Source organism: Paenibacillus hodogayensis, assembly GCF_039536325.1.
Lineage (GTDB): Bacteria > Bacillota > Bacilli > Paenibacillales > NBRC-103111 > Paenibacillus_AB > Paenibacillus_AB hodogayensis.
This window is the reverse complement of the sequence record NZ_BAAAYO010000018.1, coordinates 68,168-82,771: the sequence shown is the minus strand read 5'-3', so window position 1 is coordinate 82,771 and position 14,604 is coordinate 68,168. Positions and strand designations below refer to the sequence as shown.

The 14,604-nt window shown below is 51.5% G+C and carries 11 protein-coding genes and 2 pseudogenes; 9 read left to right on the top strand and 4 right to left on the bottom strand.

The genetic code is table 11. From position 1 onward, the window contains the following. Window positions 1-140: 140 nt before the first annotated feature. The 7 genes and pseudogenes from ABD796_RS31735 to ABD796_RS35750 form a co-directional block, all read left to right on the top strand. Window positions 141-1,757 (top strand): response regulator transcription factor, encoded by a 1,617-nt coding sequence (locus tag ABD796_RS31735; RefSeq protein ID WP_344916068.1) that lies wholly within the window; start codon window positions 141-143, stop codon window positions 1,755-1,757. 36 nt (window positions 1,758-1,793) lie between these two features. Next, the gene (locus tag ABD796_RS31730; RefSeq protein WP_344916066.1) at window positions 1,794-3,608 is read left to right on the top strand and encodes a cache domain-containing sensor histidine kinase; all 1,815 of its coding nucleotides are present in this window, start codon (window positions 1,794-1,796) and stop codon (window positions 3,606-3,608) included. Between the two features lie 92 nt (window positions 3,609-3,700). Next, window positions 3,701-4,666 carry an ABC transporter permease gene (locus tag ABD796_RS31725; protein WP_344916064.1) on the top strand — a complete coding sequence of 322 codons (966 nt, stop codon included), beginning with the start codon at window positions 3,701-3,703 and terminating at the stop codon, window positions 4,664-4,666. Between the two features lie 50 nt (window positions 4,667-4,716). Next, a complete protein-coding gene (locus ABD796_RS31720) occupies window positions 4,717-5,598 on the top strand; it encodes a carbohydrate ABC transporter permease (RefSeq protein ID WP_344916062.1) in 882 nt (293 codons plus the stop codon). A 77-nt stretch (window positions 5,599-5,675) separates the two neighbouring features. Next, entirely contained in the window at window positions 5,676-7,208 is a 1,533-nt protein-coding gene (locus ABD796_RS31715; protein ID WP_344916060.1) for an extracellular solute-binding protein, read from the top strand. A gap of 25 nt (window positions 7,209-7,233) precedes the next feature. Further along, a pseudogene (locus ABD796_RS35755) lies at window positions 7,234-7,320 on the top strand (polysaccharide deacetylase family protein); the annotation flags it as partial. Window positions 7,321-7,358: 38 nt separating this feature from the next. Further along, window positions 7,359-7,478: pseudogene (locus tag ABD796_RS35750) on the top strand (polysaccharide deacetylase family protein); the annotation flags it as partial. A gap of 257 nt (window positions 7,479-7,735) precedes the next feature. Here ABD796_RS35750 and ABD796_RS31705 read toward each other — a convergent pair. The 4 genes from ABD796_RS31705 to ABD796_RS31690 form a co-directional block, all read right to left on the bottom strand. Further along, window positions 7,736-8,644 carry a phytanoyl-CoA dioxygenase family protein gene (locus ABD796_RS31705; RefSeq protein ID WP_344916056.1) on the bottom strand — a complete coding sequence of 303 codons (909 nt, stop codon included), beginning with the start codon at window positions 8,642-8,644 and terminating at the stop codon, window positions 7,736-7,738. A 128-nt stretch (window positions 8,645-8,772) separates the two neighbouring features. Further along, window positions 8,773-9,621: a helix-turn-helix transcriptional regulator gene (locus ABD796_RS31700; RefSeq protein ID WP_344916054.1), complete on the bottom strand. Its 849-nt coding sequence runs from the start codon at window positions 9,619-9,621 to the stop codon at window positions 8,773-8,775. A gap of 38 nt (window positions 9,622-9,659) precedes the next feature. Then, the gene (locus ABD796_RS31695) at window positions 9,660-10,766 is read right to left on the bottom strand and encodes an SGNH/GDSL hydrolase family protein (RefSeq protein WP_344916052.1); all 1,107 of its coding nucleotides are present in this window, start codon (window positions 10,764-10,766) and stop codon (window positions 9,660-9,662) included. 54 nt (window positions 10,767-10,820) lie between these two features. Beyond that, window positions 10,821-11,702 carry a helix-turn-helix transcriptional regulator gene (locus ABD796_RS31690; protein WP_344916050.1) on the bottom strand — a complete coding sequence of 294 codons (882 nt, stop codon included), beginning with the start codon at window positions 11,700-11,702 and terminating at the stop codon, window positions 10,821-10,823. A gap of 332 nt (window positions 11,703-12,034) precedes the next feature. Between ABD796_RS31690 and ABD796_RS31685 the strand changes: the two genes are divergently transcribed. Together ABD796_RS31685 and ABD796_RS31680 are read left to right on the top strand one after the other, a co-directional pair. Continuing rightward, complete coding sequence (locus tag ABD796_RS31685; RefSeq protein ID WP_344916048.1) at window positions 12,035-13,360, top strand: ABC transporter substrate-binding protein; 1,326 nt, start codon at window positions 12,035-12,037, stop codon at window positions 13,358-13,360. Further along, window positions 13,357-14,574, top strand: a complete 1,218-nt coding sequence (locus tag ABD796_RS31680) for a Gfo/Idh/MocA family oxidoreductase (protein WP_344916046.1) — start codon at window positions 13,357-13,359, stop codon at window positions 14,572-14,574. Before ABD796_RS31685 ends, ABD796_RS31680 begins: the two co-directional genes overlap by 4 nt. Window positions 14,575-14,604 lie beyond the last annotated feature (30 nt).

The window sequence follows — 14,604 nt, the reverse complement described above, 5'->3', positions numbered from 1 at the left end:
CATTTCCCCGCACAAGTGAATCAATCCTTAAATCGTCCGTAGAAGCACAAACGGGTTCGCGCGTCGGAGCAGCAGCGAGACCCATTTGTGCATTTTGTTGTCATATCGTTCCTTCATGTTCAGATAAGGGGGCAAGGATTATGTATAAGTTGGTCATTATCGACGATGAGCCGGCCGTCCGGGACGGGCTCAGCAAATTCGTGAAGTGGAGCGACTATGGAATTGTTTTGGCCGGAACAGCGGACGACGGCGATACGGGGCTGGAGCTGATTGAACGGGTGAAGCCCGACATCGTGCTGACGGATGTGATGATGCCGATGATGGACGGAATTCGTATGTCGAGGGACGTTCGAGAGCGGTTCCCCGAGACAAAGATCGTATTTATCAGCGGCCACAATGACGTGAACTATTTGCGTTCGGCACTGCAGATTCATGCTGCCGACTATATTTTCAAACCGGTCAAACGGACAGAACTTCAGAAGGTCATTGAAGGTGTCGTGCAGGATCTGTATGCGGAAGAAAAAGAGCGGCAGCTTCTTAAGGACATGCAAGTCAAGTTGATGCAGAGCATGCCGCTTCTTCGCGAGAAGTTTCTGATGTCGTTGATCCAGGATGGCGTCGCACGAACAGAGGGACTGCAGGAAAGAGCGGCGTTTCTCAATCTGGAACTGCCGCTCGAATCGCCCTATCTCGTACTCGTCATAACTATTGACGATTCGGAGGAAGTGCACGGCGGACGTTCGGAGAGGGATAAGCAGCTGTTAGCTTACTCGCTCTTGAACATTATCCAGGAACTGATCGATCAGTCCCTGCTCGGGTATGCATTCGAGAACAGAGTAGCTGAATACGTTGCCCTGCTAGTACTTGACGAACGGTTACAAGACCCGGAGGCTACGCTGCTCTCTCTGGCACAGGCGATCCTGGACAATGTGCAGCGCTGGCTGAAGATCAGCGTTACGATCGGCGTCGGCGAGCGCGCCGAGAATATCGGTTTCCTGCCGGCATCCTATCGGCATGCCCGCGAAGCGGCGGACCAGAAGTGGTATATGGGCAAGAACCAGGTGATCACCATGGACAGTCTGGAAATGGGATCGGCAGGCCCGATCCGGTTCGATTCCCGTCAGAGCGAGCGGCTGCTGTCCGGACTGAAATCAGGAGAGAAGCGCCGATTGGAGATGGAACTGGAAAGCATCTTCGAGCCGCTGGCGCCGATCCGCAAGGACGGATTCAAATACGTCCGGCATGCAGGGCTGCAAATGATCGCTCTCGCCGGCAGGTTGCTGCTTGACCTTAACCTGCTTACCCGCGAAAAGGAAGAGCAGGAAGCTTGGGCGCTGGACCGGTTACTGAAGCTGGAGACGATGGCGGAGTTGAAGAGTTTCGTAAGCGATTACTTATACGGCATTTGCTGCTGGATTCAGGAGAAGCGGAGCGGACGGTCGAGTAATGTGATCGAACATACTCAGAAGTATATAGACGAGAATTACACCAGGAACTTATCGATCGCGGAGATTGCGGCTAGCGTCTACCTTAGCCAAACTTATGTCAGCCTATTGTTCAAACAGGAGACCGGCGAGACCATTTACGAATACTTGATGAAGGTGCGTATCGAGAAGGCGAAGGAACTGCTGCGCGATCCCCGCATTAAATTCTACGAAGTGTGCGAGCAGGTCGGCTATACGGATCCGAGCTATTTCAGCAAGCTGTTCAAAAAGATGACCGGGCTTACGCCAAGCGCTTACCGGGATCAGCAATAGGAGATGAACGGGTTCCATGCAAAAGGAGTTGAGCCAGTGAGAAAAGGCTTGCGAAAAAGAAGGAGCCGTGCAACCGATCTGTGGGAAATCATTATAGCGGCCAGAAGGTGGATGCTCGCCTACGGACTGCTGATTTTTCTACCTGCTTGCATCATGCTGTTCGTCTATTATGAACAATCCTCACGGATTTTGCAGGAGGAAGTGACCCAGACCATGCAGCAGACGCTGAAGCAGGCAGGCATTAATTTAAGCTCGCGGCTCGACTATGTGCAGAAATCATCCAATTCTTTATTCATGAACCATAAGCTCTATGAAAATTTGGACCCTGCTATTCCGATCATCGAGCGCATCGATCAATCGAAGGAGCTGCGCAATTTACTCGAATCGGTTCAAACGGCGCCCGACATTATCAGGGCACGTATTTATACCGACCCGGGGAATATATACGGCTTCGATTTATTGAATCTGTTTCCTCTGGACAACTTGAAAGAACGCCCTTGGCGCGAAGAGGTCATGAACGCGGGGGGCAGCATCGTTTGGACGGGCATCTACAAAGAAAACTATCTGGACTCCGGGCCGGCACGGATTCTTTCCTGTGTCCGCATACTGAGACACCCGCGAAATTTCGATCGGACGCTAGGTGTGCTTATGCTGGACGTTCCCGAGAAGATGGTCGCCGATATCATTTCCGAGCTTGATTTTCCGGCTCAAGGCCGTGTCTATATGGTGAATCGCAGCGGGACTATCATTTACAGCGCGGAGCCATCCTTGATCGGCACAAAGGCTGCGCTCGCGGGCGAGTCCGATGAAGGAATCCTCGAACGGTCAGAAAACGGCGTGGACTTGTTCGAGGTGCGTGCGCCCATCAGAGCTGCGGATTGGCGGCTCGTGCTGGAGGTGCCCAAGTCCGACCTGACGCACCGCACGACCACGTTAAGTCAGTGGTCCGGCATCGCGACGATCGCCGGCATGACGATCATGTTTCTGATTCTTGTGTTCATGTTGATGGCGTTCGTGATTAACGGGATGAATCGCCGGATCAAATCGGTTGTCAAGACGATCCGCACGGAAGGCGTAGAAGGGCTGGAAGAGCCGCGTACAGATAGGGGCGGCGACTTTTATTTGCTGGAGCGAGTCGTCGATCACTTGGTGCATCGGGTGAAAGATTTGATGGAGGAAGCCTACCGTTCGAAAATGCTGGAGCGGGAGGCTGAGCTTCGCGCGCTGCAGGCACAGATCAATCCGCACTTTCTCTACAATACGCTGGACACGATCAACTGGTTGGCGATCTCCCGCGATGCCGACGATATCAGCCATATGATCGAAAGTCTGTCCGATTATTTCCGGCTCAGCCTGAACAAAGGGAAGGATCATGTCTGCGTAGCGGATGAGATGGAGCTTGCGAGAGTCTATCTGGAAATTCAGCAGAATCGGTTCCCTTCCACATTCAAGTTCGTGATTGAAGCGGATCCGGAGGCGAACGGGTGCATCATTCCGAAGCTGACGCTGCAGCCCATCGTCGAGAATGCGCTGCTGCACGGCATCCGCAAGAATAAAAGCAAAACCGGGACCATCTGCATCAGCGCGAAACGGAGCGGGGACGAGCTCGAGATTACCGTCGAAGATGACGGTATCGGCATGGAGGAGCAGTTGGCTTCCAGCCTCTTGTCCGAATCGCGTCCTTTGCTCCGTGCCGAAGGAAACGGCAGCTCGTACGGGCTTTACAATGTGAACGAGCGAATCAAACTGCTGGCCGGTTATGAATACGGAATGGCGGTCCGTTCCCGTCTGGGCGAGGGCACTGTCGTGACCGTTCGTCTTAAGGCGATGCAGGAGAAACAAACTGAGTAGGATACGACTAGAAAGTGTCGGATTGCCATCTACATGACGCACCATCCCCGCAGGTACAATGAAGCCATACGTGCAGGAGGTGCAACTACAATATGAGCGAGCTTAGCTCACAATGGAATGGAAAGGCAGGAGAGGCCAAGGTTCCGCGCAAGCGTGAAAGCAGATGGCGATTGGTATGGCGGAACATCGATACTTATTTGCTGCTCGTGCCTGGGCTGTTCTTACTGCTCCTGTTCAAATTTACGCCAATGTACGGAGTCGTGATCGCGTTTCAGGATTACAACATCTTCGACGGGATCTCGGGGAGCAGATGGGTCGGGCTCGAGCAGTTTCGCAAGCTTATGCAATCGGCGGAATTCATGCAAGTGTTCACGAATACGCTGCTCATCAGTGTATACAAGATTGTGCTGCTGTTCCCGATACCGATCCTTATCGCTCTGCTGCTGAACGAGGTTCGCTTCACAGCGTTCAAACGGACAGTCCAGACGATTATTTACATGCCCCACTTTTTGTCCTGGGTCATCATCTCCGGTTTGTTCATGGCGATCTTGTCTCCTTCCGACGGACTTGTCAATTCCGTAATCCAATGGCTCGGCGGCGAATCGGTCAAGTTTTTTATGGACAACCGCGTGTTCCGAAGCATCGTCGTGTTCACGGCGGGCTGGAAGGAGGTAGGATGGAATGCCATCATCTTCATCGCGGCACTCGCCAGCATCGAGCAGGAGCAATACGAAGCGGCTTCGATCGACGGAGCAAGCCGGCTGCGGCAAATGTGGCATATCTCGCTTCCCGGCATGCTGCCGACGATCGTCCTGATGCTCATTCTGCGACTCGGTATGGTACTGGACGCGGGCACGGAGCAAATACTGACGATGTATAATCCTACCGTCTACGCATCCGGCGACGTCATTGGCACCTTCGTTTATCGGACGGGTCTGGGCAAGATGGATTACAGCTTCAGCACCGCGGTCGGCCTTTTCAATTCGGTCGTCGGTTTCATTCTCATCTTCTCCGGCAACTGGCTCAGCAAGAAGCTGCTGAACCGCGGAATCTGGTAAGCGTGTGCTTACAAGGCAAGTTGCTCTGCAAAACTCTGTGGAGGGCTGACATGCATATCCATAAAAGAACGTTCAGCGACTGGGTGCTAGACATCTTTGTCTACGGCTTCATGATCGCGTTAGGACTCCTTACACTGTTACCCATGATCCATGTGTTTTCCAAATCCGTAAGCTCGGATTGGGCACTCGTGTCGGGACGCGTGAACCTGCTGCCGGTCGGCTTCCAGCTCGATACGCTGGTAAACGTCGTTACCTCTTACGCATTCGGTCGGGCTTTCGTAATTTCGGTCATCGTGACGGCAGTCGGGACACTGCTGAGCATCTTGGTGACGGCAATCACCGCATATCCGTTGTCCAAGCGGCATCTGCCCGGCATCTCCATCTTCATGGTACTGTTCGTCTTCACGATGATGTTTAACGGAGGGCTCATTCCGAATTATTTGCTGATCCGTGAGCTGCACCTGCTAAACAGTCTATGGTCTCTCATATTGCCGGCAATGATCAACGTTTTCAATTTGCTGGTAATCAAGAGTTATTACGAAGGGCTTCCCGAAGCGCTTGAAGAATCGGCGCGGATCGACGGAGCGAAGACCTATATCATTCTGTTTCGCATCATTTTACCGCTCAGCATGCCTGTTCTCGCTACGATCGCCTTGTTCTATGCAGTTGGCTTTTGGAACGACTACTTCAGTCCGATGCTCTACATCAACGATCCGTCGCTCAAAACACTTCAATTGCATCTGCGCGATGTCGTGATGGAGAACGATACGGCGAACGCGATCAACAAGTCGGCAGACGATCTGATGAATATGTCGCCGGAAAGTATCCGGGCCGCTACCGTAGTAGCATCTACCGTACCCATTCTGCTCGTGTACCCGTTCCTTCAGAAGTATTTTATTAAGGGCGTATTGATCGGTTCCGTCAAAGGTTAATGCTGCATTAACGCCGGCGGAAGCCAAACCGCTGCTTAATGATAAAACGTATTTGTATACACAGGAGGGTTTCAAAGATGATGAAAATCAAGAAATGGGTCGCACTCCCCGTAGCGGCCAGCCTCATGCTTCTTTCCGCTTGCGGCTCGAATAGCGAAGGAGAGAAAAGCTCCTCGGTGCCGTCCGCACAGCCAGCGAATGGAGGCCCCAAACCTGAATTGAAAGCGCTTATGCGTTTGGGCCCCAACTTCAGTAAAGATCCGATCGCCATTATGCTGGAAGAGAAGACCGGGTACAAAGTAAATTACGAAGCGCTTCCGGTGGATAAACCGGAGGACAAACTCAATCTTCTGATCGCTTCCTCCGAGCCATACGACGTCGTCTCGACCGGTGGAGACAGCAGCTCCAAAGCGATTTATGCCGACTATGCCAAAAAAGGCGCTCTGGTCGATCTGACTCCGCTCATTGAGAAGTATGGCAGCAACATCAAAGCGTCGTTGTCCAAAGAGACGCTGGAAATGGCCAAAGTCGACGGTAAAATCTATGCGATTCCGACCCGAACCCTCGAATCCGTCGGCACGAGCCTGATGATCCGCAAGGATTGGCTGGATAAGCTGGGTCTGCAAGTACCGACGACGCTTGACGAGCTGACGGTTGTCCTCAAGGCGTTCAAGGAGAAGGATCCTGGCGGTAACGGAGCCAAGAATATACCGCTGTCCATTAAGGGCGACGTTCCGATGGTCGACAACATCGTCGGCGCTTTCGGCATGGTCAACGATTGGAACGACGTGAACAGTAAGCTGATCCCCCGCGCCATGAATCCTTCGTTTAAGGAATATTTGATTTATATGTCCGATCTTTACAAACAAGGGCTGCTTGATCAGGAGTTCGCGATCAATAAGGACGCAACGGTGAAGGAAAAGTTCACGAACGGCAAGGCGGGCGTCATCGTGCTGCATTGGGCCGACATTCCGCAGATCGACGATGCGCTCAAGAAAAACTTCCCGCAAGCCGCGTATGCGTACATTCCCGCGCTGACAGGCAAAGACGGCCAGGCCGGTCTGGCACAGTCATTCGGATTCGACCGGCTGACCTTTATTCCGAAAGCTTCCAAACATCCGGAAGACGCTATCAAATGGATCGACGCCAAGCTGCAGCCGGATACGTTCAAAAACTTGGCGATCGGCGTAGAGGGCACGCACCATACGGTCAAGGACGGAAATTATTACCCGATTTTGCCGATTTTCAATGACGAGCGCGGCTCGGGAAGCAACTATTTGTCCGGCATCGACGAGATTAAATATCCTATCTATTGGCAGGCCCGCGTCCGCAAAGACGATCGGCTTTACAAGGGCTGGGAATATCTGAACAAGCAGCAGAAGCCGAATGTATTCAAGAAGAATCCTCTCGGATTAGCGCCATACTTGCCGATTTACTCCAAGGAAAACGCGCAGCTAAGCCAGACGGTCAACGATTATGCCGTCAAATTCATCGTCGGCAGCGAGCAGCTTGCAGGATTCGACGCCTTCACGGAAAAATATAAAAAAGCCGGCGGCCAAACGAGCTACGACGAAATCAACAAGTGGTATGCTGGTAGCACCCTAAAATAGGGGAACAGCAAAGGTGGTTAAAAGTATGGAAATCATTCATCGCGTTTCAACATCACAAAAAGCTATTGCTTTTACGTTCGACGATGGTCCTAATCCGATTTATACTCCGCAATTGTTGGATATTTTCGAGGAGGTTTCCGGTCACGCTACGTTTTTCATGACGGCTTCGGGGACCGGTCCCAAACCATCGAAGCCGTGCGGATGTTGACCAAGGAATTAACAGAAGAAGGTTATCGGCTTGTAACGGTTAGTCAGCTCTTACAACTGTAGGAATCATAATCAAAAAATAGCAATCGATTGTGAAGTGAAGAGGATATTGAAAAGAACCTAGCCAACGGCTTAGGTTCTTTTCGTTCCTGTTGAACCAGTACAGAGTCAGAGCTAATCCTGTGTATTCGGGAAGACTACAACATCCCTTGAGGAGCAAGGGGCTCGTCGTTCCATGAATACCTTTTAAGGTCCGACTTTGTACAAGGAGCAAAGCTCGCCAGCTGGAAGTCGCTAGGCCGAAGACGATGCGGCAACGATTAACACTCGGCGTCCGTCATCGAACTTGTAAACATGAGCTGAAACTGTTCTTTGCTCATCAATGCTGACGATGCCGGCGCGTACCGCAATTGCAGGGCGCGGCGCCGCTTCGCGGAGAAGTTGGCGGGCGTCCCGTGCCACAGCAGTCCAGAGAAGAACAATGCCCCGCCGGGAGCGATGACGGCCGCCACATCATGCTCCACGTTCACATGGTGATCGCATATTTGCCAATCGCGAATCGCATAGTGTGGCGCTCCCCCGGCCAGATGCGAACGCGGAATCAGGTGCATGCAGCCGTTGTCCAAATCCGCCGCATCGAGCGCGATCCATACCGTCACGATTTGCTTTTTGTAAAATAACCCGCCGTAAGCCATATCCTGATGCCACGGCTTCTCCCCGCCGCCGTAAGGCGGCTTCAGCAATCCTTGCTCGTCGATCAGCTTCGGCTCGTCGCCGAGCAGCTTGCGCACCGTCGCAAGAATGTCTTCGTGATAGGCGATGTGACGAAGAGCGGGGGCGTAATCGACGTAGTTGTATATTTTCCGCGTGGCGAATTCCCGCTGTTCAGGCGTCGTCGGCTCGCTATTCGGCTTGATTCGCTGCACTTTGGGCCCCGCCATCCTGCCTTGAATAATATCGTCGATTTCTTGCAGCGCAGTGTCGATCTCCGACTGTTGTAAGACGCTCTCGACGATGACGTATCCTTGATCCTTGTATCGTGTAACCTGACCCTCGCCGATATCGTCAAGCCGACCGACCCGTTCGCCGGCGATGTTGTCGTAACGGTACAGCGTCCGGGCGATATGTGCGGCTTCCTCCGGCGTCACCTGCACGTACTTGCTCCATTCCTTCGACTGAGTGTCGTCCACATACGTTTCCTGTTCCGCGTTTGCCTGCACGGGCTTCATGCCGGTAACCTCCTTGTGTTTTCGAATTATGTTCAGCGTATCATGGCGGGAGGAGGGAGGACATGGCGCGATTCGAGATTTTTTGTCATGATCGCGGATAGCTGCGCGTTGGCACAAAGGAAGGCCGGCTATCGATCCGGTGGCATTGAGTTAGTCTTAATCGATACGCGAGAACTGATCTGGTAGTAGGATGGCGTCATCCCGAAATAACGCTTAAATATTTTGCTGAACGTGTAGACGTCGGAATAACCGATCGCGTCGGCAACCTCGGATACGTTCATCGTCGTATCGGACAACAAATACCGGGCCCGTTCCAGCCGGGTGAGCGTAATATATTTTTTCAGTGGCATACCGGCAAACTGCTTGAACACGATGTTCAAATGGGCTTGCGACATGCCTGCGCGACCGGCCAGCTCGTCGGTCCGGACGCGTCTACCGCTTTCGCGGCGAATGTAGTCGATGGCGGCGCGGATCGTTTCCTGGTGTCGCGCGGACAATGCCGCTTGCCCTTTATCGTGATGATGACGATGGATGTGCAAGATGGACAGCTTCATCCAGCAGTCGAATTCTTCCTCCCGCAACGAATCCCGGCTGCCAAGGACGTATAACATTTCGTGCAGCAGCCGTTCGATCGGGTACACGTCGCGAAAGAACGTATGCCGCGGCCAGACGGGCGGGGTGGTGTCCAGGGGGACGTTCGCCCAAAAATGGATGAAGATGACGGTAAGCCGGTCGTCATCGTTTTGTACCGCATGCGGACGATCGCCCGGATGGACGATAAAACACGATCCCCGCCGGATCGGATACGTATGGCCGTTTAGCCGCATTTCCCCGCTTCCTTCTAATGCGTACCACAAGTCGTAGTCAGGCAGACCGTGTGCCGGTTTCCAGTCCCAGCCGGGCTCGCATTTCACCTTGTTGAACCATTTGCTTGCACGAAACGTAACGTTCCCGATCGGGTTTGTTCCCTCCGTCATGACAACCTCCTCGTTCGGCTTCGATGATTGCTTGATGCCTATTTCAATAATTGCCGGAACGTTGGAGCAAGACCCTCGGCCATTCGAATGAAGCCAAGATCGGTTGGATGGACCCCGTCCACCGTACATTCCTCATAATCGTCGCCCAGAAGCGTAGAGCCGTCGAAGAAGGTGATATGCTTGTCGCCTGCGTCTGCGAGTACGGCGAGCGTATCTCTGGCAATCTGCTTGCGTTCCTCACCTAATTGAGCCATGACCGGATCGAATCGCTCTTTGGCAAAGCGAATTTTGGAGACGACCAAAATCGGTACAGTCGCATGTCGTTCGCGATAGATCCGGATAAATTCAGGCAATGTTTGCTGGAACTTTTCCGGCTGTTTGACATTTCCCTCATAATCCAGCACTAGCAGGGCAGGACGCTCGATCTGTGACAATACATGGGCAACCTCCGGCTCACCAAGACCGCTTCCGGAAAATCCTACATTGATAAATTCAAGCGGGATACTCCGGCTCAAGATGTTCGTGTAACACATTCCCGGCCGGCTCGCACATCCACCCTGTGTAATCGAAGTTCCATACACAATCACTCTGCGGTCATCGGTAAACGGCGCAGGACTGGCAACATCCGCACCGGTGGCCAACCCTATCTGCAGTTCCTTCACCCCTTGGTAGAGCGGGAAATTCAGCGTAACCATCCTCATCTCGCTGCTCACATTCGACCATTCGAATAGCGGAGCCGAGAATTCGATCTGGTTATGATCATAACGTGTCGTACTAACATACTTCAGTTCCCCCGGCTCGCCTATGTAACAGTCAAATCCGCATTGGCCTGTTGCCGTCATATGATCGCTATTCGCTTTGCCCGCCAGTACAACTTTCAGGAATAGCTTAGACGAGGACGTTCGAAATCTTACCTGGCCGCCCGCCGTGCAATTAGCCAGAGATTCCACTGCATGACTGAGCGGATGCGACGGCGATTGCGGCATTCGCCGATACAGGCCTTCTTGCTCGAACCATGCGAAGCCTGCGATCTGGAATGGCCCCTCTAGGGGCGAATACCATTGGATCGATTCCGTTTGCGACTCCGGCGGTTTCATACTCGGGTCCAGTTGTTGAACGTTTATCGCGTTTGGCTGATCCGACATGTGTTCCTCATCCTCTCCATTCGTTATATTAAGTAAGCAGAATCAGGCGAATGACTAATTCGTCGCTTGCTGCATGCGACGATACTGAAGCGGTGACAAATGCACGACTTGTTTGAACACCCTCCCGAAATTCGTCGTATTCACGAATCCAACCTGCTCCGAGATTTGAAAGATAGGCAAGTTTGTTTCACGCAGCAGCCGCTGCGACTCTATGATTCTCACATTGTTCAGATACTCCACGAAAGAGAAACCCGACACCTCCTTGAAGACTCGGCTCAGGTAATAGGTGCTGATGTAAAATTGCTTGGATAAATAAGCGAGTGTAAGCGACTTCTCGTAGTTTTCCTGGATGTAATTGGCGATTTCGGAAATCTTCTTTTGGGTCGGCGTATCCAGAGGCGCATTAACCTCCACCTCCACATACTTTTCTGTGCATCTAGAGACATAGACTAGCAATTCGATAAACAGCGCCTTCAAATACAGCTGATAATCGACCGGTTTTTCCTCCAATTCTTTCAAAATTCGATAGAACAACACGTCGACAAAGCGGCGGTCCTCTTTTTGCAGCCGCAAGACCGGGTTATTATTCCTGAAAGGCTGCAGCAAATGCGGGCTAATCTGGTTTCCTGGACCCGCAATCGTTTCAAGGAAAGCATCATCGAAGTAGATGAGCATCCGCTCGTGGTAGGGACCGGCATCCCGGGTACGGTGCAGATCGTGCTTGGGGATAAATACCATATCGCCTTTTTGAACCAAATGGATGCGGTCCCGGATAAAATATTTGCGCTGTCCAGCTAAGAGGTAATAAAGCTCGTAGTTATCATGGAAATGATAGTCGCAGCTGTCGGACCTTCCATTTCTTTGCACATAATTGATCCGAAAATGGTCTTCTTGATGGTCGAATTCCTTAATAATAAGGGGTTTCAAAACGGACATAAGCTCCTCCTTTGCGCCTGGAAGAAGAGTGTAAACGGTAACATCGTGTTCCCTATAACTGTATCAAAAAAAGGGAACCTGCAGGACAAGATTCGTATAAAAAGCGTAAAATCAACAAGATTCTTTGTTGATAATGTCATAACTGCAAGATAAGCTGATTCTCGAGCAAGCAACTTATTAGTCAGGAGGTTGAACAACCATGTCAATACCAACGGCTCCCATGCCAAGATTACTGAGTTGAAGCGGGAGCATGTCTGCTTGCCGCCGCACCGAAACGGAATAGAACCGTTGTGTCATTACATTAGGTAGACTGAGAAGGGGTGTTTGTTAGCATGTTGGCAAAGAAATTGTGGATGACGACGTCGCTATGTGTCACCGTTGCGCTGCTTGCAGCGTCTTGCAGTAAGTCGGGAGGGGAGACGGCTCCTGTTCCAACCGCGCAGCCGGCTGCCATCGACTACACGAAGGAGTCGTTTGAGCTTGTCATTCAGGATATGGGCGGGGGAACCGAAGAAAATTTCGATTACGCCTACGGACAATACATCAAGAAGAAATTTCCCAACTTGAAGATTAAATACATCCAGTACAAAAAAGGGACAACTCTTGTAGAACTGACCGCTACGGGCCAGCCTGTTGACATCGTGATCTCCACGATCGAGAACATGCCCGGTCCGCTGTTCGGCGCAGGTCAGCAATACGACATGACGGACTTGATCAAAAAGCAGCAGATTGATTTGTCCAAATTTGAGCAGACCACGATGGATCGGGTAAAAAGCATGGGCGATGGAAAAATTTACTTTTTGCCCGTCACCAATAACGTGCAGGTCTTGTATTACAACAAAGGATACTTCGACAAGGTAGGCGTTTCTTATCCAAAGGATGGGATGACATGGGGCCAATTGACGGAGCTCAATAAAAAATTAACGCGTAATGAAGGCGGCTCGAGCTATATGGGTTTTTCCGCCTCGCCGAACCATATTTTTCGGTCGAATCAGCTATCGATGCCGCTGTATGATCCTAAGACACAGAAGCCGACGTTCTCGGACGAAAAGTGGAAAACCTTATTCGAGACTTATTTCTTGAATAACGCAACCGACACCTATAAGGCGTGGTCAATGGCGAAGAAAAAACTGCCGTACTACACGGAGATGAATGCAACGGGAGAATTGGCGATGATGGTTTTCAATTCTACCTTTGTATTGGATGGACCGGAAGCAGTCAAAGACATGGACTGGGATTTGGTTTCGCTGCCGGTGTTCGAGGATAAACCCAAAGTTGGCTCGCAGACCTCGCCCAAAATGTTTGGGATCGCAAATACCGGAAGTAACAAAGAGGGCGCTATGGCGGTCATCAAATATTTGACATCGCTAGAGATGCAAACGGAATTTTCCAAATTAGGCTACATGACCGTTCTAGATGATGAAAATGTAAAGAAGCTTATAGCGACGGAAAGCCAATTTAAGAATAAAAACTGGAAAGCCGTATACTACAACAATTTCGCTCCTCTAGCCAATAAAAGTATTTATGACACGGGACTGTTAGGTATTATTACCCCCAACATTTTGAAGATTATTTCGGGAGAGGTCGATGTCAATACGGCATTGCGGAATGCGCAAGAACAAGCCGAGAAATTCATCGAAGCGGAGAAAAAGAAATGAAGAAAACCAAATATGTGCTTGTAGGCGCAGGAGACCGTGGGCGTGAGATGTTCGCCAAACCGCTGGCTGACGAGTGGCGGGAGGCAGCAGATTTTGTCGGAATTTGCGATCCTAATCCGGTGAGAGCCCAGTTCGTAAGCAAGGAATGCGGAGGTGTTCCATGCTATGAGGATTTCGACCGGATGCTTGGCGAAACCGAACCCGATTTCGTCATCGTGACGACTCCGGATAGCCTCCATCACGATTACATCATTAAGGCGATGGAAGCGGGATGCAACGTCATTTCGGAGAAACCGATGACGACGGATGTCGAGAAGTGCAGAGCGATTCTGGATGCGGAGCGGCGTACGGGGAAGAAAGTGATCGTGACGTTCAATTGCCGCTTTGACCCGTATATCGTACGAATCAAACAACTGCTCGCCGAAGGTACGATCGGCGATATACTCAGCGTTCAGATGCAATGGTCGCTGGATACCCGGCATGGAGCGGATTACTTTCGCAGATGGCACAGCAGCATGGCGATGAGCGGAGGACTTCTGGTTCACAAATCCACGCATCACTTCGACATGGTTAACTGGTGGCTGGACGATGAGCCGGAGCATGTATATGCAGACGGAGGGAGATATTTCTATGGACCTGTGCGCGAGCAGCGCGGCGAACGGTGCCTGACATGCAGCTACACGGATTCATGCGAATTTTATATGGACATCATGAAGGATCGGTTCAAGAGAGAATTCTACGTTTCCGGTGAACCGTTCGATGGTTATGTTCGTGACAAGTGCGTGTTCTCCGAAGAGATCGATATTTACGACACGATGTCACTCAGTGTGAAATACGGCCGAGGAGCCTTGCTTTCCTATTCGTTAAATGCTTACAGCCCTTATGAGGGATGGAAAGTGACACTGGTCGGCACACAAGGGAGTTTAGAGGCGCAGGCGACATCCGATCCATTGATCGATGCGGGCAGCCACCGGTTCATCCACGTATTCAACCAGCGGAAAGAGCACATGACCGTGAAGATGAAAAAAGTAACGGGTGCTCACGGAGGCAGCGATGGGTTGTTAAGGAAAATGCTATTCGAGCAAGGAGGCGCCGATCCCTTGCGGCAGATGGCAGGCTCTTGGGAAGGCGCCATGTCCCTGCTGATCGGCGCTTCTGCCAACCTCTCGATTGCGGAGAGACGGCGGGTCGATGTGAAAGATCAACTGATCTGATGTGGAAAAAACATCATCATATTAATGGGA

Coding starts and splice junctions, on each gene's coding strand:
- ABD796_RS31715 (WP_344916060.1), top strand. CDS start 5,676: ATGATGAAAATCAAGAAATGGGTCGCACTCCCCGTAGCGGCCAGCCTC.
- ABD796_RS31705 (WP_344916056.1), bottom strand. CDS start 8,644: ATGAAGCCCGTGCAGGCAAACGCGGAACAGGAAACGTATGTGGACGAC.
- ABD796_RS31700 (WP_344916054.1), bottom strand. CDS start 9,621: ATGACGGAGGGAACAAACCCGATCGGGAACGTTACGTTTCGTGCAAGC.
- ABD796_RS31685 (WP_344916048.1), top strand. CDS start 12,035: ATGTTGGCAAAGAAATTGTGGATGACGACGTCGCTATGTGTCACCGTT.
- ABD796_RS31680 (WP_344916046.1), top strand. CDS start 13,357: ATGAAGAAAACCAAATATGTGCTTGTAGGCGCAGGAGACCGTGGGCGT.
- ABD796_RS31695 (WP_344916052.1), bottom strand. CDS start 10,766: ATGTCGGATCAGCCAAACGCGATAAACGTTCAACAACTGGACCCGAGT.
- ABD796_RS31725 (WP_344916064.1), top strand. CDS start 3,701: ATGAGCGAGCTTAGCTCACAATGGAATGGAAAGGCAGGAGAGGCCAAG.
- ABD796_RS31690 (WP_344916050.1), bottom strand. CDS start 11,702: ATGTCCGTTTTGAAACCCCTTATTATTAAGGAATTCGACCATCAAGAA.
- ABD796_RS31735 (WP_344916068.1), top strand. CDS start 141: ATGTATAAGTTGGTCATTATCGACGATGAGCCGGCCGTCCGGGACGGG.
- ABD796_RS31720 (WP_344916062.1), top strand. CDS start 4,717: ATGCATATCCATAAAAGAACGTTCAGCGACTGGGTGCTAGACATCTTT.